We start from the raw sequence: 18,120 nt of genomic DNA, 5'->3' as shown, positions 1-18,120 counted from the left end.
CCTTTCTTCAAGGGTAAGATGTGAATAATGCGACATAATTCAACTCCGGGAAGGGATGGATAATGGAACATTGTCACATCTTACTTCCGTTTCAGATAGTTAAAAAGTGTCGCACTTCATACTTGGATCTAAGAATTAAATAGTTAAAATTAATTTGTAATACTTAACTTATTGTTTTTTTATATAAAAGGATGTGTGTTTAATGGGATCTTTTTCAGTTTTTCATTGGCTTATTTTAATAGTGGTATTAGTGATTTTCATTGGTCTACCTATATTGGTAGCGAAAATGATATCGAAAAGTATAGAAAATAATAGCCAGAATCCCAAAAAGCAATTGGGGGTTGGGTTTGGAATACTATGCTTCCTTTTTCCATTTATAGGAATTATCCTTGGTTTAATGAGGCTTCAGAAACCTTATGGTAAGAGTGCTTTGTTATTAGGTGGGTTAGGCATAGGTGTTGGTGTGTTATTTAATATCCTTGGTTCTATGAATTAAAGTAAAAACGTAGGTAATATATTTACCTACGTTTTTTTGATTATAAAATTAGGCTATTCAGTTTTACAAGCGGATGCACAACGGTTGCGTTATCCATGCGTTTGACTTGTCCTCGGCAGGAAGAACCGGTTGCAAGCAGTGTTGTAACATCATTTTTCTGAACGATATCTTCCCATGATTGCGAATAGATTTTTTTCGACACTTCGACATTTTTCTTGATGTGTCCAAATGCACCGCTCATGCCGCAACAACCTGATTTCATCAGCTCAAGATCAACACCAAATGCCGAGAATACAGTTTGCCACGCTTTGGGTGCATTAGTTGCATTGGTTTTTTCTGTGCAATGACTTAAGAGTTTGAGCGTTTCGGCATGATTGATTTGCGGTAGATTCTCAGCAGTTGCAAGATAACGGCTGAGCCATTCTTGTACTAATTCTACTTGTGGCGTTTCTAAGCCAATTGCCGGATATTCATCACGATAAGTGAGCGTAATAGGTGGTTCAATGCCGATTAATGGAATGCCATAAGCTTGAAGTGCTACAAGAAGAGATTGCTGCTTTTCGGCTTCTTTTTTGAATTGATCTAGCGCGCCGTAAACTTGTGCGACTTTTCCAGAAGGTTGGTAAGGCGCAATAAAGACTTCAATGCCGAGCTTTTGGAAGAGTTCTACTGCGGCATTAAATGTCGTTGCATCATAAAATCTAAAGAAAGAATCCGGCACGATAATGACGGCTTTGCTCTTATCTTTCACACGAACTAATGGGGAGAGATCCTCTTTCGATAATTCATGATATAAATTTTGTGGCGCAAGATAAGCTTTTTTCTCAAGTTTTGGCAGATCGACTAATCCTAAGAAATCGAATGCTTTTTTTCCTAAAGAACTGCTAACAACTAAGTTATAAGCGCTACTGACCTTGTTTGTGATCGGTGCCATACTTTCAGAATTAATCAACAATTTCTCATAAAGCGGACGTTTATGGTTTTGATAATATTGATTTAAAAACTGCGATTTAGATGCCGGAATATTCACTTTAATCGGGCATTCGCCGGCACATGATTTACAGCTTAAGCAGAGCGAAAGAGAATCGTAAACCTCTTGCTCAAAGGCTGCATTCACGTTGTTATTAGACTTTTGACGAAGCCATTCTTTGATGAGTTCCGCTCGGCCTTTTGGTGAATGAATTCGTTCACGAGTTGCCTTATAGCTTGGGCACATTGCCGCATCGGTATCGTAGTTGAAGCAAGCGCCATTTCCATTACAGTAGAGCGTGGTTTGATACGCATTTTCTGCCCAATAATGGCTGTTAATTTGTCTGTTGTAATCAGCACGAAGAGGAACACCATCAATTTTCAGAAGGGGCATTTCATTGGCGCTTGAAATCTTACCGGGATTGAGCTGATTGAAAGGATCGAATGTTGCTTTGACTTGCTGAACGAGCGGGTAGAGCTCGCCGAAAAAGGTTTGTGCATATTCAGAACGAACGCCTTTTCCATGTTCTCCCCAAAGTGCACCGCCATATTTTTGGCAAAGCGCAAAGACTTTATCGGAGATTTCACGAATGAGCGGACGATCTTCTTCGAGTTTTAAGTCAAGCGCCGGGCGAACATGAATCACGCCGGCATCGGCATGGCCAAACATACCGTATTTTACATGCGCATGATCGAGAATATCTCTAAATTCTGCGATAAATGGCGCAAGGTTTTTCGGCGGAACCGCCGTATCTTCTACGAAAGGAATCGGACGGCGATTGCCTTGTACAGCGCCGAGTAACCCCACCGCGCGTTTACGTAAACCGTAAATATCCGTGACGGCTTTTTTGCCCATTAAAGGGCGGATAGATAATCGGCTACTTTCAGGATGTTGCTCGACATATTCCATAAATGCCGAGATTTTTTCTTCTAAAAGCGCTTCCGTATCAGCATTAAATTCAATGAGCTGAATCGCTTTCAGTTCGGAATAATCAATGCCGGTAAAGTATTGCTCTGTCGTTGCCCAGATGAAATCATTTTTGGCAATTTCCATCACAACGTTATCGATTACTTCCACCGATGTTGGCGTTGGATTGGAGCTCATTAATACCGGCGCATCATGAAGCGCTGCAATAAAGTCATTATAGGTAATGAGGATTAATGCGGTTTCTTTAGGAATCGGCAGAACATTGAGTTTTGCTTCTGTGAAAACGCCTAATGTGCCTTCAGATCCGCAGAGAAGATGATTGAGGTTTTTACGAGAATCTTGCGTGAAATGATCGAGATCATATCCTGTAATAAAGCGGTTTAATTGTGGAAAATGCGCATGAATTTCCGCTTTTTTTGGCTCTAGTGCATCAAAGAGCTTATTCACTAATGGGAATTGATCGGGATCATTCAGCTCCGTTTCTGTGAGCGCACGACTACGAATTGCTTCTCCGCCAATAGGATATGCGAGAATCTCAAGCACGTGTTGGCTTGTTTTGCCATATTCACAGCTTCCTTGTCCTGAAGCATCCGTATTAATCATACCGCCGATTGTGGCACGGTTTGAAGTGGAAAGTTCCGGCGCAAAGAAGTAGCCAAAAGGGCGAAGATAGGCATTGAGCTGATCTTTCACAACACCTGTTTGCACAGTAACGGTTCTTGAAGCTTCATCAAATCCCAAAATATTGTTCATATGACGTGAAATATCAAGGATAATGCCGTTATTGAGCGATTGCCCATTGGTTCCCGTTCCACCGCCGCGCGTTGAGAGCGTGACCGTTTTAAATTCTGGCTTTGCTAACAGCTTCATCACTTTTGCCACATCATCATTGGACTTTGGAAAAAGTACCGCTTCCGGCATCATCTGATAGATGGAGTTATCGGTTGCAGAGATTAATCTTTCGGCATAGCTGACTTCAATATCGCCGGAAAAATGTGTGGCTTTTAACGCTGTTAAAAATTGCTCGGTTGCGGCAGATGAGTTGGGAACGCTTATCATGAAGTTATTTACCGTTGTTACGTTTAGGTTGATCTAGATATTCTTGAGATTGCATTTCAATCAGACGGCTAATGGTTCTATCAAACTCAAAATCGAGCGCTTTTTCGCCCTTCGGTTCGTAGAGTTTGTTCATCGGTACGTCTGAGGCGATAATGACTTTCACGCCTTGGTCATAAAATTCGTCGATCATAATAACAAAACGGCGCGCTTCGTTCTCAAGAAACCTCGTTAATTGCGGTAATCCGCTGAAAAACACCGTATCTAATACATTTGCGAGATAGATAAAGTCTTGAGAAGAACGTGCTTTTTTACACGCTTCATCAAAAGTAAACCACGCACAGTTATCCACCATTTCGATCATCTCAAACGCATGACCATTCACGTCTAAGGTTTCAGGCTCGCTCGATCCGCCGGAGATATCTTCAAATTGTGTTCTAAAGTGATTTTCTTGCGCAGAATGATCGCCGACAAACCAAACATCTGCGCTCTCAATATGGCGCATGCGGTAATCTTGCTCGGTATCTAACACGATAATGCCTAAGCGCTTTTTGATGATCTCAATTGCCGGCAAAAATTGCTGTCTTTGTAAGCCATTTTTATAAAGCGCATCAGGTTCACGATTTGAGGTTGTGATGAAGAAAATTCCTTCGGCAAGAAGCGCATCGAGAAGGCGATAGAGAATCATCGCATCCGTGATATCAATCACATGGAATTCATCTACGCAGAGCACTTTGCACTCTTTGGCAAACTCTTTGGCAACGAGTTTTAATGGATCCTCTGAGCCTTGATGCTGACGCATTTTTTTATGCACATCTTGCATGAAATGGTAATAATGCTCACGAATTTTCGGCACATCGATATTGTCGAAAAAGAGATCCATCAGGAATGTTTTCCCACGCCCAACTCTGCCATAAATATAGAGCCCGCGCGGATCGCTGTAGGTTACGGGCGCCGTTGCAAATGGATTGCGGAGCTTTTGCATAAAAGAGCGATTGTCTTCTGCGGTAACAGGTTTATCGTTTAAAATTTTCTCTCTGAGCTTGTCGTAGCTTTCGGCAACGCTGACTTGCACAGGATCGATATTAAATCCTTTTTCCTCGATAAGCTTAAAATAAGCTTCTTTGATTGTGGTCATAATTATTTTTATTCCTCATTTTTTGCCCGGCGTTTTTTAAAGAATGCTTTAATTAACTGACTGCATTCTTCCTGAAGAACACGGGGAATAACATTGAGTTTGTGATTAAATGCTTCGTAATCATTCACATTAAGATTGGTGCCTAATGCGCCATTTCGGGAATCTCCGGCGCCATAAACAATGGTTTCGATGCGAGAATGCAAGAAGCTTCCGGCACACATTGTACAAGGCTCTAATGTTACGTAAAGCGTTGTTTTTGGAAGACGATAATTGCCCATTATACGACAAGCTTCTCGTATGGCAACGATTTCAGCATGCGCCGTTGGATCGGAATCGATAATAGAACGATTATGACCGCGCGCGATAATTTCGCCATCTTGCACAATCACAGCGCCAATAGGAACTTCGCCAATATCGCCGGCTTTTTCCGCTTCGATCAATGCTTCTCGCATAAACGCTTCATGCATTTGTTGCTCGCTTTTCGGCATTTCAGGCAGTTCCTTAAGGTTTGTTTCGGCATTGTGATGATTCATTGTGGAGATCTCTATTTTTGATTCTAACGTTAGTTTTGATTCGGACTTCATTTAGACTTCATTTTGACTTTATTCAGGTTTCGTTCATTTGAAAGCTGACTTGCGGCGGGAGGGAATGTTTGCACTCATTTTACAATCCCGCGTCCGCAGATTAGGCTTCTTTTATCCCATTTTTTATAAGAAATAGTGACTTTCATTGCGGGCGAGAGCTTTGTAGAAGAGAGTAAATGTTCTACCTCGCTTTTGATCCCCTTTCTTTAAAAATAGTTGTTTTAGTTTAAACTTCTAAGAAGGATGGATAGTGCTGGCGTGGGATTTTCATAAGAATGCAAGCATTCGACCCAGCAATGAATCAGCCTCTATTTTACAATGGGTTTTTCTTAAATTGCTTTCTCTTAAATCGGTTTCATTATATGTGCCAAATTTGATGCTTCATCCAAAGAAATTATGCAAAAAGCACTAATTTTGCATAGAAATGGCTGATCACTCTTAAGAGAAGGAAAAGTCCTAAAACAATGACCATTGGTCTGAAATCCATTACGCCGGCTTGTAACTTGAATGGAAAGCGCTTGACGAGTGGATTTGTGAGTTGCGAGAGAAGACTCATAAATACCGTTTGTCTTGGAGATGAACCAACCCAGCTACTGATCGCTTGAATGATGAAGGCGAAAAGATAGATATAGATAATGTTTCGAGCAATCTCAAGTGCTACAACGCCGGCTAAAAGAAGCGGGGAAATAGGGTGAATCACGCCTATGAGCATCAGTAAGACATATTTCAAAATCGTGATAATGACTGCTGCAAGAATACATGCCCAATCTGCACTGCCGATAATCGGCGTAATTTTACGAATCGGTAAAATTACGGGATTCGTGAGTTTGACGATAGACTGCACAATCGGATGAAAGAAGCTCGCCTTTGCTAATTGAAGCAAGAAGCGAAGCAGGATAAAGATAATGGCGAAGCTATATGCCATTTCGATGATGAATTCTAGGATTTGAGTCATAGGATTGACGATTCCTTGTTGTAAAAAAGCTACGAAAGTTGTGAAAAACTATGAAGATCTCATTAAGAAGATCACATTAAAGAGAGAATAGATAAAAATGACCTATTTGATCTCTTGAGAAATGATTTCAGAAAGCTCTTGATCTCGATTAAAAGCCGCTTGCATTGCATCTTGAATAATGCGATCTAAATGATTATTTTCAAGGCTGAAAATCGCTTGTTCCGTGGTTCCTTTCGGCGACATCACGTTTTTCTTCAATGTTTCTAAAGAATCGGTGGATAGCTGACTATATTTCGCCGAACCCAAAACAGCTTGTTGCGTGAGCGCTTTACTACTTGCTTCATCTAAGCCCATTTGCACGCCGACTTTCGTCATAATATCCATGAGGTAGTAGATGTAAGCAGGGCTTGAGCCAGAAACGGCAACTACGGCAGAGATGAGTTTTTCTTCCTCTAACCAAGCAGTAATTCCGCAACTTTTAAAGATTGTATCGGTAATTTCCTTTTGGGAATCTGACACAAATTCATTAGCGAAAATTGCCGAAGCACCTAAACCAATGGTTGCCGGTGTATTAGGCATCACGCGAATAATGGGATGTTCATCTTTCGCAACACCACGTAAAATGCCGGCAACAGAAACGCCAGCGGCGATAGAAATTAAGAGTTGATGCGGTTTTAAAAGCGGTTTTAATTCTGCCAATAATGCCGGAAAACCTTGTGGTTTAATGGCAAGCACAATGATATCGAGGGATTCAATAAAGTCCTTATAATCCGCCATTGCCGTAATTCCTAAATCTTCTTGGAAATGTCGGCGTTTATCTTCATTTCGATCACAGACAAAGAGATTAAATTCTGATGTTTGTTGGCTTAAGCTCGTTAAAATAGCGCGCGCCATATTGCCACCGCCGATAAAACCGACGCTTGTTTGAGTTGAAGAATCATTGTGAGGGATGTTTTCAGATTGCATGATGATCGTTCCTATTCTATGAATCAGCGCCTTTTAAGCATAATTTTATGGCAATGATTATAGCTTGTTTCGATGCTTTTAAGTAGAAAAGGCAGAGAATGAAGCGGAACAGGATTTAAGGTTTTGTGAGGATTGCTGTATGATTTAGGACTATTAGATATTTAATATAGAAGTTTAGATAAGAGGAATAGATTATGCCTTCGTTTGATATTGTTATGGAACCGGATATGGTTGAAGTTCGCAATGCGGTTGATCAATCTATCAAAGAAATTGATACGCGTTTTGACTTTAAAGGTACAGGCGCAAAATGTGAATTAGTGGATAAAAGCATCGTACTTCACGCAGATAGCGACTTTCAGCTTGAGCAAGTACAAAGCGTTGTAACCTCAAAACTCGCGCGCCGTAATGTGGATGTTCGCTTTTTAGACTTAACGGCAAAGCCTGAGAAAGTCGGTGGAAACTTACTGAAGCAGACAATTGCGATTAAAGTCGGTCTTGAAACAGATCAAGCGAAAAAAATCGTGAAAACGATCAAAGATGAAAAGATGAAAGTCCAAGCTTCAATCCAAGGCGATAGCGTTCGTGTGAGCGGTAAAAAACGCGATGATCTTCAAGATGCCATTGCGATCTTAAGAGATAAAGTGAAAGATTTGCCATTAACGTTCAACAACTTTAGAGATTAGTTGTTGCAAACGCTAATGTGAAATCGCTAGATCGAGCAAGTTGTTTGAGCTAATTCAATCATCGAATTGATCAGTGAATTCATCAATATAGATTATCAAAACGGCTTTAAGGGGTTAAACCTTTAAAGCCATTTTTTATAGTAAATTTTCTAGAACAGATTGTTTTTGTTTTAATTCTTTTCAGCCAAAAGCCTCTTTTACAAAAGACTACATCTCTTGCCATTAATTTTATATTAGATTGTTATAAATAGGTGTTCATTACGCATAGTTATGCGTTTCGATCATTTTAAATAGTCAGTGTGATTTTGAAATTCATCTCTATTTAATAAGAACAGTGAACAGTTAAAGGGAAATCAGTAAGGAGAAATTATGTCTACGGTTGAAATTTTAAAATTCAAAAGTAAAGATTTATCGAATGAGAAAATAGATGAATTAGCAGAAAATAGAAATTCATTTGTCATTACGGATGTTTCTAACATGGCACATACCGTTAAGCATGTTGAAAATCTTATAGAAAGAAAAGGCTATAAAGTAAGAGTTTATACAGAAAATAGAGCTGCAGGAATAGCCGTTGCAGCTATTCCGACTGGGATAACTCAAGTTACAGGAATTGCGACAGCTATCGGTATCGGAGTACACAATTTAGTAACGATTAATCCCGATTATGAGTTAGGAAAAAATTTATTTAATAACTCTTTAACAGTGATGTATAAAAAATAAAAATATTTTTTAGTTTTAAAGGAGGCTTTTAGTCTCCTTTTAACGATAGTTTTTTATCCGAATTAGAAGATAGCGATGTTTTTACCATTTGCGGGCGAGGGATTGTGAAATGAGGGTAAACATTCCCTCCCGCCACATATCAGCTTTTCTTATGAAACCAGGAATCTATAAATCCATGAATCCATCACTCAATCTGATCGATAGAAGCATGAATCATTGATATATGAAAACTAAGAGAGTAAGAACTCTTTTTTTAGATAATCAATCTCATCTCGAACTCTTGCGGCATCTTCAAATTCTAGATTCTGCGCATGATTGAGCATCTCTTTTTCTAAGGTTTGAATATGTTTTGCGAGGAGTTTTGGATTCGATTTAAACTGATGCTCTTTCTCGATCGCTTCATGATCAATCACAAGCTTGCCACGATATTCTTTGATGTATTCCTGCTCCGGCGCATTATCTCTTGCATCGTGCATCACATCTTGAATACTTTTAATGATGGTTGTGGGGGTAATGCCGTGTTCTTCGTTATAGGCTTCTTGAAGCGCTCTTCGGCGTTCTGTTTCGTCAATGGCAAAGCGCATCGCTTTTGTGATTTTATTGGCATATAAAATCGCTTTTCCTTCCGAATTTCGAGCGGCTCTTCCGATGGTTTGAATGAGGGATCGCTCAGATCGTAAAAAGCCTTCTTTATCGGCATCGAAAATCGCTACAAGGGAAACTTCCGGAATATCCAAGCCTTCCCGCAGTAAGTTGATTCCTACTAACACATCAAATACGCCTAAGCGTAAATCACGAATAATTTCCACACGTTCCACGGTATCAATATCAGAATGCAGATAACGGACTTTAATGCCGTGATCGCTTAAGAATTCGGTGAGATCTTCCGACATCCGTTTTGTGAGCGTTGTAATGAGAACTCGTTCATTTTTAGCCGCACGCGCCGTAATTTCAGAAAAGACATCATCGACTTGCGTATCCACAGGGCGAATCTCCACAATTGGATCGAGTAATCCTGTAGGACGAACTACTTGCTCAACGATTTGATCTGCATGTTCCGCTTCATATTTACTCGGCGTTGCCGATACAAAGATGGTTTGCGGCATGAGATCTTCAAATTCTTCAAACTTCAGCGGACGGTTATCAAGGGCTGAAGGTAATCTAAAACCATAATTCACGAGGGTTTCTTTACGGGAACGGTCGCCTTTATACATGGCGCCCACTTGCGGTACGGCAACGTGAGATTCATCAATGAAAAAGAGGGCGTTATCGGGCAAGTAATCAAAGAGCGTTGGTGGTGCTTCGCCGGGATTTCTGCCGGAAAGATAGCGAGAATAGTTTTCAATGCCTTGGCAGTAGCCAAGCTCAATCATCATTTCGATATCAAACTTCACACGCTGTTCGATTCTTTGGGCTTCGATCAGTTTATTTTGCGCTCGAAGCTCTTCTAAGCGCTCAGCAAGTTCTTCTTTGATGAGTTCAACAGATGCCATTAAACGGCTTTTCGGTGTCACATAATGGCTTGAAGGATAGACAGTTAATCTCGGCACTTGGCGAGAAACATGACCGGTGAGCGGGTCAAAGAAGGAGAGATTTTCAATCTCATCATCAAAAAGCTCAATACGAACGGCATCCCGTTCACTCTCTGCCGGGAAAATATCAATAATTTCCCCACGAACCCTGAAAGTTCCACGTTCTAAAACGGTATCATTGCGTGTATATTGCAGTTCGACTAAGCGTTTGATGATATCTCTTTGATCGATCAATTCTCCTTTAGAAACATGCAAAATCATGCTCATATAGTGATCTTTATCGCCAAGTCCGTAAATTGCGGAAACGGTTGCAACGATAATGGTATCAGGACGTTCTAAAATCGCTTTGGTTGCCGAAAGACGCATCTGTTCAATATGATCATTAACAGAGGCATCTTTCTCAATAAAGGTATCTGATGCCGGCACATAAGCTTCCGGCTGATAATAATCGTAATAAGAGACAAAGTATTCCACGGCATTATCTGGGAAAAACTCTTTCATTTCGCCATAAAGCTGCGCAGCTAATGTTTTATTCGGCGCTAAAATCATGGCAGGTCGTTGGGTATTTTGAATGACGTTTGCCATCGTAAATGTTTTCCCAGAACCTGTTACCCCTAATAATGTTTGAAAGGCGAGCCCATCATTTAGCCCATCTGTAAGCGCTTTAATGGCCGCAGGTTGATCTCCAGCAGGAGAATAATGCGTTGAAAGCTTGAAAGTTCTCTGATCTGACACCATATACCTACTGAGTTTTATTCAATAAAAAAGTAAAAAGCTACTATAGCATAACTTCTAACAATCTAAGTTAGGTGTTAAGATCATAGAGCTCGGCATAAAGCCTTATATAATTATAATTATTGGAGATAAAAATAGAATGTCTCAAAAAAAAGATCATTATGCAGAATTACCGATTCTAGCACTTCGAGATTTAGTGGTTTTTCCGGGAACTAAAACACCTCTATTGGTAGGAAGACCTCTATCTATTGGTGCTTTGGAAATGGCCGCAGAAATTGATAATCGCGTATTATTGATGAGCCTTCGAGATCCCGATGATGAAAGTATTACAATGGATTCAATTTATCACACGGGTGTGGTGGTAAATATTGTATCGAGTAAGCTCTCGAAAGGTGGATCTTATCAAATTACCGTAGAAGCCATTGAGCGAGTCAAACTTCGTTCAACGAAATCCTCTGTATATGAGAATGCAGATGGTTTTACGTATGATTTTGTGATGGGCGAGTATGAGCTTTCTCCTTTTGAAGACCATTTATCAAAGGCTGAAGCGGAAGTTTACTATACAACATTTGAAAAGCTCATTAAGAAGCTTTTAGAAAATGCCCAAATTAAACAACTCACGCCGGAAAAATTACTCGATGAGAAAGAACTCTTTCCATTAGTGATGAAGCTTGCGAGCGAAATTCCGATGAGTGTTGAGAAAAAACAAGCGATTTTATCGGAAGATGCGTTAGGGGATGCTGCAGATATTTTAATTAATAACTTAACGGTTGAATTAAATATCGTGGATCTTCAGCGCCGTATTCACGGATTAGTGCAGACGCAAATTTCTAAAAATCAGCGTGAATATTATTTAAACGAACAAATTAAAGCGATTCATAAAGAGCTTGATGAATTGAGCGATTCAGGGCTTTCTGAGTTGGAAGAGCTTGAGCTTAAAATCGTTGAGGCAAAAATGCCGGTTGAAGCGGAAGAGAAAGCACTCAATGAAGTGAAGCGCTTAAAATCAATGCCGACAATGTCTGCTGAAGGCACAGTTGCAAGAACCTATATCGATTGGTTATTGAAAATGCCATGGCATAAGCGTTCTCGTTTACGTTATGGTTTGGCAACAGCGAAAAAAGTGCTTGATAAAGATCATTCAGGGCTGTTTAAAGTGAAAGATCATATTCTTGAGCATTTAGCCGTTGTCAGTCATACCAAATCGAAAAAAGGCGATATTATCTGCTTTATTGGACCTCCAGGAGTGGGTAAAACATCCCTTGCGCGTTCTATTGCTGAAGCAACGGGTAGAGAGTTTATGCGCATGAGCCTTGGTGGTGTGAATGATGAATCTGAAATCCGTGGGCATCGTAGAACTTATATCGGGGCAATGCCGGGGAAACTCGTGCAACTTTTAGCGAAAGCGAAGACGAAAAACCCATTAATTTTACTTGATGAACTCGATAAAACAGGTAGCAGCCATAAAGGCGATCCTGCTGATGCGCTCTTGGAAGTATTAGATCCACAGCAAAATCATAATTTTAATGATCACTATTTAGATGTGGATATCGATCTCTCTGAAGTAATGTTTATTGCCACAGCAAATAGCTACAATATCCCGGGACCACTTCGTGATCGTATGGATATTATTGAACTTTCTAGCTATACAGAGCTTGAAAAACTCGATATCGCTAGAAATCATCTTGTGCCTGATGCGTATAAAGAGAATGGTTTAACAGCAGATGAGATTAAATTCACAGATGCCGGATTACTCTTCTTAATCAATCATTACACGAAGGAAGCCGGTGTTCGTAATCTCATGCGTGAGCTCAATACGATTTGCCGTAAATTCATCAAAACTCGTCTTTTAGAGAAAGATAAAACTCGAAAAGGGGAAGTCATTGATGCGGATCGTGTGAAGCATTATTTAGGTGCCACAAAATATCGTCATGGTATTAAATCTGATGCCCATGAAATTGGATATGTGAATGGTCTTGCTTGGACACAAGTGGGTGGCGATCTTTTAGGGATTGAAGTGCAATTATTACCGGGGAAAGGCGAGCTTATCACAACCGGAAGTCTTGGGGATGTGATGAAGGAGTCTGTACGAACGGCTTTAACAGTGATTCGTGCGCGTAGTAATTATTATGGATTGCCGGAAGATTTCTACAAAAAATGGGATATTCATGTACATGCTCCGGAAGGCGCAATACCTAAAGATGGACCAAGTGCTGGTGCGGCGATCACTTTAGCGATATTATCAGCGCTCTTAGGCGTACCAATTCGCTCTGATATTGCAATGACAGGGGAAATCACACTTCGAGGACATGTTCTAATTATCGGCGGTTTAAAAGAGAAATTGATCGCTGCAGAGCGTGCTGGTATTAAAACTGTCTTAATTCCGGATGAAAATCAGAAGGACTTAGAAGACGTGCCATTCAATATTTTAGAGGCATTGGAGATTATTCCTGTTAAAACCTTTGATGAGGTGGTAGATTATGCTTTAACACAATCACTTAAAAGATCAGAGGATTGGGAACGTTTTAATAGCTTTACAATGATTGATGAAAATAATACAGAGATCAAAAATAGAGCGAAAACACACTGAAACACTTGACTTCAATTGATTGCGGAAGTATAAATCTATACAGAATTAACAAATCTTGTTGATTTCATATAGACATAAGCATTAAACATAATCATAATGCGATAATGCAAATTAAATGTTTTCTTAAATAGTAGGATATAACTTTATGAACAAAACTGAATTGATTGCTGCAGTAGCAGAAAAAACGGAAATGACGAAAGTAGCTTCTGCGAAAGCAGTTGAAGCAGTGATGGAGACAATTACAGAAGCGCTCGCATCAGGCGACAGCGTTACTTTAATTGGTTTTGGTACTTTCACTGTGCGTGATCGTGCTGCACGTGTAGGCCGTGACCCACGTAATCCTGAAAAAACAATTCAGATTAAAGCGTCACGCGTACCAGCATTTAAAGCAGGTAAGGGTTTACGTGAATCTGTAAACAAATAAGTATTCACTGAATACTGATTTAGAAAGATTTTTAAAAGGCTTTGACACAAGCGTGTTAAAGCCTTTTTAGTGTGCGTTATCCTGCAGAAATCGTATGAAATCGCTATACTGAATCATTATTGATAATCGTCATAAATTATAATTTTAAATGGAGAACCTTATGGTTGATGAAAACCGTATTCCTCAAAGTATTTCTTATGGTTTACTGCAAGAACAGTTCCAAGGATTGAACTTAGCAGAAGCGCAAGGAGTGTTAGTCGCATTATTGAATAGCACTTCATTTGATCATTTTAAAGATTGGTTACAAGAGCTTGATCATATCCGTTTTGATGAATCTCCCCTCAATGAAGAAATTCTGAAAATTTTGTATGACAAAACCCTTGATGAAATGAATTCGACAGAATTTGGATTACAGCTTTTAATTGCCGATGAAGAGCAGTTAAAAGAGCGTATTAAAGGATTTATCAATTGGTGTCATGGATTTAGCTATGGCTTTGGCTTATCAAGCGAGTTATATGAGCGCTTAGATGAGGATGGCAAAGACTTTATTCGTTATATCGTGGAGTTCTCGGCATTAGATGCTGATGAAGTCATGGATGGTTTAGAGAACGAAATGGATAAACTTGCCCTTGAAGAGCTTGTGGAATTTGTTCGAATGGGCGCATTGATGCTCTATTTTCATTTAAAAGATCAACCTAAAGTTCATTAATTGTTCTGTAAAAGATTGATAAAAAGCCCGTGATACCGTATGCAATTGATTGATTCCCATATTCACTTAAATGCTGAGCAATATCGTGATAGTTTGCCGGCATTAATGCAACGAGCACGAGATCACTCTATTGACGCTTGGATTATTCCGGGAACGACTTTAGAAGGGATTTCTTCTCAATTAGTGGTTACAGAAGCTTATTTGAACTGCTTTAATGCATTTGGAATTCATCCTTGGTTTTTAGAAGGATTGCCGGCATTTTGGGAGTCGATCTTAGTTGAAAATATTGAAGAACACAATCCCGTTGCAATTGGGGAATGTGGTTTAGATTTTTCTAGAGAAGCGCAAGCGTTGCAACTCAAGGTATTTGAAGCGCAAGTTGTGTTAGCAGAAAAATACCAGCTTCCGCTGATTATTCATTCCTATAAAGCCGTGGATTCTGTTTTGAAAATTTTACGGAAATATCCAAAATCTCGGGGCGTATTTCACGGTTTTAATGGAAGCTTACAGCAATTATCGCAAGTTTTAGATCTTGGGTTTTACGTAGGATTTGGCGGTGCAATCACTTATGATCGAGCTAATAGAATGCGCCAGTTACTGAAAGGGATGCCTTTAGAGCGGTTATTGATTGAAACAGATGGACCTTTTCAAGCGGGAAGCTATCGGCAGAAAGGGGAAATTCATCTGCCGGAAGATCTTTTACCCATTGCGACATGTATTGCGGAACAAAAATCGCTAGAGCTGATAGAACTTGCTACTATAACTGCTGAAAATGCGATGACTTTATTTAATTTGGAGATAAGATGACTATTCAAAAACCTGCGAGACTTTCTCAACAGCTCGCCATAGAATTCCCAATTATTCAAGCGCCACTTTATCATGGTGGCTCAACTGAGCTCGTCGCAGCAATCTCTAATAATGGCGGTCTTGGAATGATTGCCGGCGGATTATTAACGCCGGAAGCGCTGCAACATGAAATTCAAGAAGTAAAAGCACTCACGGATAAACCTTTCGCTGTAAATCTTCTTGTCGCTACGGAAAATAGCTTAGAAGAGCAGAACTATGTGGATGCCATTAATCGCTTGAAAGGCTTTGCCGGGGCAGAAGCGATTGAGCTTGATGCATTAAATACCGAAGCGTGGGCGCTTTCTCCATTAGAAGAGCTATTAGATATCTTATTAGAAGAAGAAGTATCGGCGGTAAGTTTTTCTTTTGGAATTCCTGAGCAAGAGATTCTTGATATTTTGAAAGCATCCGGCATGAAAATTATCGGTAATTCAACGCATATGATCGAAGCATTATTGTGGGAAGAGCGTGGCGTTGATATTCATTATCTTCAAGGTTTAGAGTCTGGTGGCATGCGTTTTACATTTATTGGAGATGCGCTTCAAAATGGTTTTAGTATGCAATCCTTAACGGCGCAAGCGAATCGATTATTAGAGAAACCTTTCGTGATTTCAGGCGGTATTTATAATAAACCGCTATTTGCATCGGCAATGATTCAAGGCGCTGATGGCGTGGCAATCGGTACGGCATTTATGCTCACGGAAGAAGCCGGATTATCTCAGCATGAAGCGGATAAAATCTTGAAAAGTAATGAGTATGATAGTGTTTTCACACAACATTGGACGGGGGTAATGGGTCGTTGTTTGAGCAATACCGGCACACAAGAATTACGTAAAGTGCGTGGTAAAACACTACCATTTCCAGAGCAACTTTTCTTAGCGCATGCCGCAACTCTTGATGAGTTAGAAATTGGCGATTCACGAGAAGAATTTCAGCCAATTTGGGCAAGTGTCAATGCTTCTCTTTGCTCAAGAACTACCGTAAAATCCTTAATGGATACTTTAATAAATTAAGAGTAGGATTTTCTAGAATATATTTCAGATGATGCCATCTGAGTTTGAAGATTGAATCGCTCAGAGCCAAGCAAAGTTAAAGTAAAAAACTACAGTAAAAAACAAAAAACCGAATAGAGATAAAAATCTGTATTCGGTTTTTTGTTTTTTCTGCTTCTCTTCTTTGTTAACTTTTTGATAGAGAGCATCAAAGTTTCATAGAACTATTCATCTGTTTTATCAAGAAATTGACATTGATTATAAACAAGGCAAGAACCACAACGAGGTTTTCTTGCAACGCAGGTATAACGGCCATGAAGAATCAGCCAATGGTGCGCATCTAGAATGAATTCTTTGGGAATACGTTTAATAAGCTGATCTTCTACTTCTCGCACGTTTTTCCCCGGTGCTAAACCTGTTCGATTCGATAATCTGAAAATATGGGTATCGACCGCCATTGTCGGCTTTCTAAAGGCCGTATTGAGTACGACATTCGCCGTTTTTCTGCCAACGCCGGGAAGGGATTCTAATGCTTCTCGGGTTTCGGGGATTTCACCGTGATATTTAGTTGCGAGAATCTCACATGTTTTATAGAGATTTGCCGCTTTGGAATTATAAAGCCCTAAGGTTTTAATATATTCTTTGATGGTTTCTTCGCCAAGCTCGAACATCGCTTGAGGTGTATTTGCGGCTTTAAAGAGATGAACCGTGGCTTTATTCACGCCGACATCGGTGGATTGTGCAGAAAGTAGTACGGCAACTAACAGCTCAAAGGTTGAGCTATAGACAAGTTCTGTTTTTGGTTCAGGATTTTCGGCACGTAAAATTGTGAAGAATTCGATGATTTCATCTTTCTTCATTAAACGTTGATATTCTTTTTTCTTGCTCATAACTTCATAAAATCCTTTTACTTTGAGTAGGGATTGATGGTGTATGCGTGATTCATTCAATCAATATATAGATGTATAGGTGTATAGATCTATATCATTGGATTGATATTAATGATTATTTCTTATCAAACTCTTTTCTCGCAAGGCTGATTAAATCAAGCATACTGGTTTTTGAAACAGGATCGGCGAGCTCTTTTTCTTGTGGAGGTTGGGTATCTGTCAGGTTATTACGAGCATTTTCTCGATCTTTCTTGGCATTAAAACGCATGCGGGATTTCTCCGCACGAGATTTTTCCCAATCGGATAAACCCACTTCGCTAAATCCTAATTTTGGATTCAGCGGTTCAATGACAATGCAGTTTAAAGGGCAAGGAGGAATACAGAGCTCGCAACCGGTACATTCATCTTTAATCACGGTATGCATCAACCGGCGCGCGCCGACAATCGCTTCTACAGGGCAAGCAATAATACATTTCATACAACCAATGCAGAACTCTTCTTCAATGCGGACAATTTGTGGCGGTTTATATTCTCCTAAACTTGAATCAAGGGGAATAATGGGCTGATCTAATAACTCGCTTAAAGAAGCAATCACAGCATCTCCGCCCGGCGGACAGCGATTAATCGGTGCATTCTCTTCAACAATCGCCGTTGCATAAGCATAACAACCTTGATATTCGCACTGTTCACATTGCGTTTGTGGCAGTAACTGATCAATTTTCTCGGTTAAAGAAACGTCAGAAGCCATGGGAGAAGCAGATTGTGAAAGTGATGTTGGAATATTATTCATAAAGATTAAAGTCATTAAAGTTGCTACAGAAAAGGAGTTTGAATAGAGGCTAATCATAGGGGATTGCCGGAGTTTTCGCAATAAAAGGGAATAAAGTAGTGAAGATTGATCTATATG

Annotated in this window: 16 protein-coding genes; 8 read left to right on the top strand and 8 right to left on the bottom strand. The window is 39.9% G+C overall.

Going from position 1 to position 18,120, the window contains the following annotated elements:
- Nucleotides 1-202: 202 nt before the first annotated feature.
- Complete coding sequence (locus tag ACYSN2_RS08975; RefSeq protein WP_461749917.1) at nucleotides 203-496, top strand: hypothetical protein; 294 nt, start codon at nucleotides 203-205, stop codon at nucleotides 494-496.
- A gap of 40 nt (nucleotides 497-536) precedes the next feature.
- Here ACYSN2_RS08975 and ACYSN2_RS08970 read toward each other — a convergent pair whose 3' ends face one another.
- The 5 genes from ACYSN2_RS08970 to proC form a co-directional block, all read right to left on the bottom strand.
- Nucleotides 537-3,452, bottom strand: coding sequence for an FAD-binding and (Fe-S)-binding domain-containing protein (locus tag ACYSN2_RS08970; protein ID WP_461749916.1), 2,916 nt, complete (start codon nucleotides 3,450-3,452; stop codon nucleotides 537-539).
- Nucleotides 3,453-3,456: 4 nt separating this feature from the next.
- Nucleotides 3,457-4,587 carry a cell division protein ZapE gene (zapE, locus tag ACYSN2_RS08965; RefSeq protein WP_461749915.1) on the bottom strand — a complete coding sequence of 377 codons (1,131 nt, stop codon included), beginning with the start codon at nucleotides 4,585-4,587 and terminating at the stop codon, nucleotides 3,457-3,459.
- Between the two features lie 8 nt (nucleotides 4,588-4,595).
- Nucleotides 4,596-5,171 (bottom strand): tRNA adenosine(34) deaminase TadA, encoded by a 576-nt coding sequence (gene tadA, locus ACYSN2_RS08960; protein ID WP_461749914.1) that lies wholly within the window; start codon nucleotides 5,169-5,171, stop codon nucleotides 4,596-4,598.
- Nucleotides 5,172-5,565: 394 nt separating this feature from the next.
- Nucleotides 5,566-6,126 (bottom strand): YggT family protein, encoded by a 561-nt coding sequence (locus ACYSN2_RS08955; protein ID WP_461749913.1) that lies wholly within the window; start codon nucleotides 6,124-6,126, stop codon nucleotides 5,566-5,568.
- 102 nt (nucleotides 6,127-6,228) lie between these two features.
- The gene (proC, locus tag ACYSN2_RS08950; RefSeq protein ID WP_461749912.1) at nucleotides 6,229-7,092 is read right to left on the bottom strand and encodes a pyrroline-5-carboxylate reductase; all 864 of its coding nucleotides are present in this window, start codon (nucleotides 7,090-7,092) and stop codon (nucleotides 6,229-6,231) included.
- A 194-nt stretch (nucleotides 7,093-7,286) separates the two neighbouring features.
- Here proC and ACYSN2_RS08945 point away from each other — a divergent pair, with 194 nt between their 5' ends.
- Entirely contained in the window at nucleotides 7,287-7,775 is a 489-nt protein-coding gene (locus ACYSN2_RS08945) for a YajQ family cyclic di-GMP-binding protein (protein ID WP_461749911.1), read from the top strand.
- Nucleotides 7,776-8,144: 369 nt separating this feature from the next.
- Nucleotides 8,145-8,495 carry a hypothetical protein gene (locus ACYSN2_RS08940; RefSeq protein ID WP_461749910.1) on the top strand — a complete coding sequence of 117 codons (351 nt, stop codon included), beginning with the start codon at nucleotides 8,145-8,147 and terminating at the stop codon, nucleotides 8,493-8,495.
- A 230-nt stretch (nucleotides 8,496-8,725) separates the two neighbouring features.
- Here the strand turns inward: ACYSN2_RS08940 and uvrB are convergent, their stop codons facing one another.
- Nucleotides 8,726-10,765 (bottom strand): excinuclease ABC subunit UvrB, encoded by a 2,040-nt coding sequence (gene uvrB, locus ACYSN2_RS08935; RefSeq protein ID WP_461749909.1) that lies wholly within the window; start codon nucleotides 10,763-10,765, stop codon nucleotides 8,726-8,728.
- A 136-nt stretch (nucleotides 10,766-10,901) separates the two neighbouring features.
- Here uvrB and lon point away from each other — a divergent pair, with 136 nt between their 5' ends.
- From lon to ACYSN2_RS08910, 5 genes are all read left to right on the top strand, one after another.
- Nucleotides 10,902-13,352 carry an endopeptidase La gene (gene lon, locus ACYSN2_RS08930; protein ID WP_461749908.1) on the top strand — a complete coding sequence of 817 codons (2,451 nt, stop codon included), beginning with the start codon at nucleotides 10,902-10,904 and terminating at the stop codon, nucleotides 13,350-13,352.
- A gap of 145 nt (nucleotides 13,353-13,497) precedes the next feature.
- A complete protein-coding gene (locus tag ACYSN2_RS08925; protein ID WP_461749907.1) occupies nucleotides 13,498-13,776 on the top strand; it encodes an HU family DNA-binding protein in 279 nt (92 codons plus the stop codon).
- Between the two features lie 160 nt (nucleotides 13,777-13,936).
- Nucleotides 13,937-14,485, top strand: a complete 549-nt coding sequence (locus ACYSN2_RS08920; RefSeq protein WP_461749906.1) for a UPF0149 family protein — start codon at nucleotides 13,937-13,939, stop codon at nucleotides 14,483-14,485.
- A 39-nt stretch (nucleotides 14,486-14,524) separates the two neighbouring features.
- The gene (locus tag ACYSN2_RS08915; protein ID WP_461749905.1) at nucleotides 14,525-15,292 is read left to right on the top strand and encodes a TatD family hydrolase; all 768 of its coding nucleotides are present in this window, start codon (nucleotides 14,525-14,527) and stop codon (nucleotides 15,290-15,292) included.
- The gene (locus tag ACYSN2_RS08910; RefSeq protein WP_461749904.1) at nucleotides 15,289-16,344 is read left to right on the top strand and encodes a nitronate monooxygenase; all 1,056 of its coding nucleotides are present in this window, start codon (nucleotides 15,289-15,291) and stop codon (nucleotides 16,342-16,344) included. The genes ACYSN2_RS08915 and ACYSN2_RS08910 overlap by 4 nt, the downstream gene beginning before the upstream one ends.
- A 203-nt stretch (nucleotides 16,345-16,547) precedes the next feature.
- Here the strand turns inward: ACYSN2_RS08910 and nth are convergent, their stop codons facing one another.
- Nucleotides 16,548-17,183, bottom strand: a complete 636-nt coding sequence (gene nth, locus ACYSN2_RS08905) for an endonuclease III (protein ID WP_461749919.1) — start codon at nucleotides 17,181-17,183, stop codon at nucleotides 16,548-16,550.
- Nucleotides 17,184-17,328: 145 nt separating this feature from the next.
- The gene (locus tag ACYSN2_RS08900; RefSeq protein WP_461749903.1) at nucleotides 17,329-18,003 is read right to left on the bottom strand and encodes an RnfABCDGE type electron transport complex subunit B; all 675 of its coding nucleotides are present in this window, start codon (nucleotides 18,001-18,003) and stop codon (nucleotides 17,329-17,331) included.
- Between the last annotated feature and the right edge of the window lie 117 nt (nucleotides 18,004-18,120).

The sequence above is a fragment of the Ignatzschineria sp. LJL83 genome (assembly GCF_054871845.1).
The sequence above is the reverse complement of the archived record's forward strand: the minus strand, read 5'-3'. Positions and strand labels throughout refer to the sequence as shown.

What these genes read in the sequence shown, in the direction of transcription:
- ACYSN2_RS08975 (WP_461749917.1), top strand. Translation starts at nt 203, where the DNA reads ATGGGATCTTTTTCAGTTTTTCATTGGCTTATTTTAATAGTGGTATTA.
- ACYSN2_RS08970 (WP_461749916.1), bottom strand. Translation starts at nt 3,452, where the DNA reads ATGATAAGCGTTCCCAACTCATCTGCCGCAACCGAGCAATTTTTAACA.
- zapE (WP_461749915.1), bottom strand. Translation starts at nt 4,587, where the DNA reads ATGACCACAATCAAAGAAGCTTATTTTAAGCTTATCGAGGAAAAAGGA.
- tadA (WP_461749914.1), bottom strand. Translation starts at nt 5,171, where the DNA reads ATGAAGTCCGAATCAAAACTAACGTTAGAATCAAAAATAGAGATCTCC.
- ACYSN2_RS08955 (WP_461749913.1), bottom strand. Translation starts at nt 6,126, where the DNA reads ATGACTCAAATCCTAGAATTCATCATCGAAATGGCATATAGCTTCGCC.
- proC (WP_461749912.1), bottom strand. Translation starts at nt 7,092, where the DNA reads ATGCAATCTGAAAACATCCCTCACAATGATTCTTCAACTCAAACAAGC.
- ACYSN2_RS08945 (WP_461749911.1), top strand. Translation starts at nt 7,287, where the DNA reads ATGCCTTCGTTTGATATTGTTATGGAACCGGATATGGTTGAAGTTCGC.
- ACYSN2_RS08940 (WP_461749910.1), top strand. Translation starts at nt 8,145, where the DNA reads ATGTCTACGGTTGAAATTTTAAAATTCAAAAGTAAAGATTTATCGAAT.
- uvrB (WP_461749909.1), bottom strand. Translation starts at nt 10,765, where the DNA reads ATGGTGTCAGATCAGAGAACTTTCAAGCTTTCAACGCATTATTCTCCT.
- lon (WP_461749908.1), top strand. Translation starts at nt 10,902, where the DNA reads ATGTCTCAAAAAAAAGATCATTATGCAGAATTACCGATTCTAGCACTT.
- ACYSN2_RS08925 (WP_461749907.1), top strand. Translation starts at nt 13,498, where the DNA reads ATGAACAAAACTGAATTGATTGCTGCAGTAGCAGAAAAAACGGAAATG.
- ACYSN2_RS08920 (WP_461749906.1), top strand. Translation starts at nt 13,937, where the DNA reads ATGGTTGATGAAAACCGTATTCCTCAAAGTATTTCTTATGGTTTACTG.
- ACYSN2_RS08915 (WP_461749905.1), top strand. Translation starts at nt 14,525, where the DNA reads ATGCAATTGATTGATTCCCATATTCACTTAAATGCTGAGCAATATCGT.
- ACYSN2_RS08910 (WP_461749904.1), top strand. Translation starts at nt 15,289, where the DNA reads ATGACTATTCAAAAACCTGCGAGACTTTCTCAACAGCTCGCCATAGAA.
- nth (WP_461749919.1), bottom strand. Translation starts at nt 17,183, where the DNA reads ATGAAGAAAGATGAAATCATCGAATTCTTCACAATTTTACGTGCCGAA.
- ACYSN2_RS08900 (WP_461749903.1), bottom strand. Translation starts at nt 18,003, where the DNA reads ATGAATAATATTCCAACATCACTTTCACAATCTGCTTCTCCCATGGCT.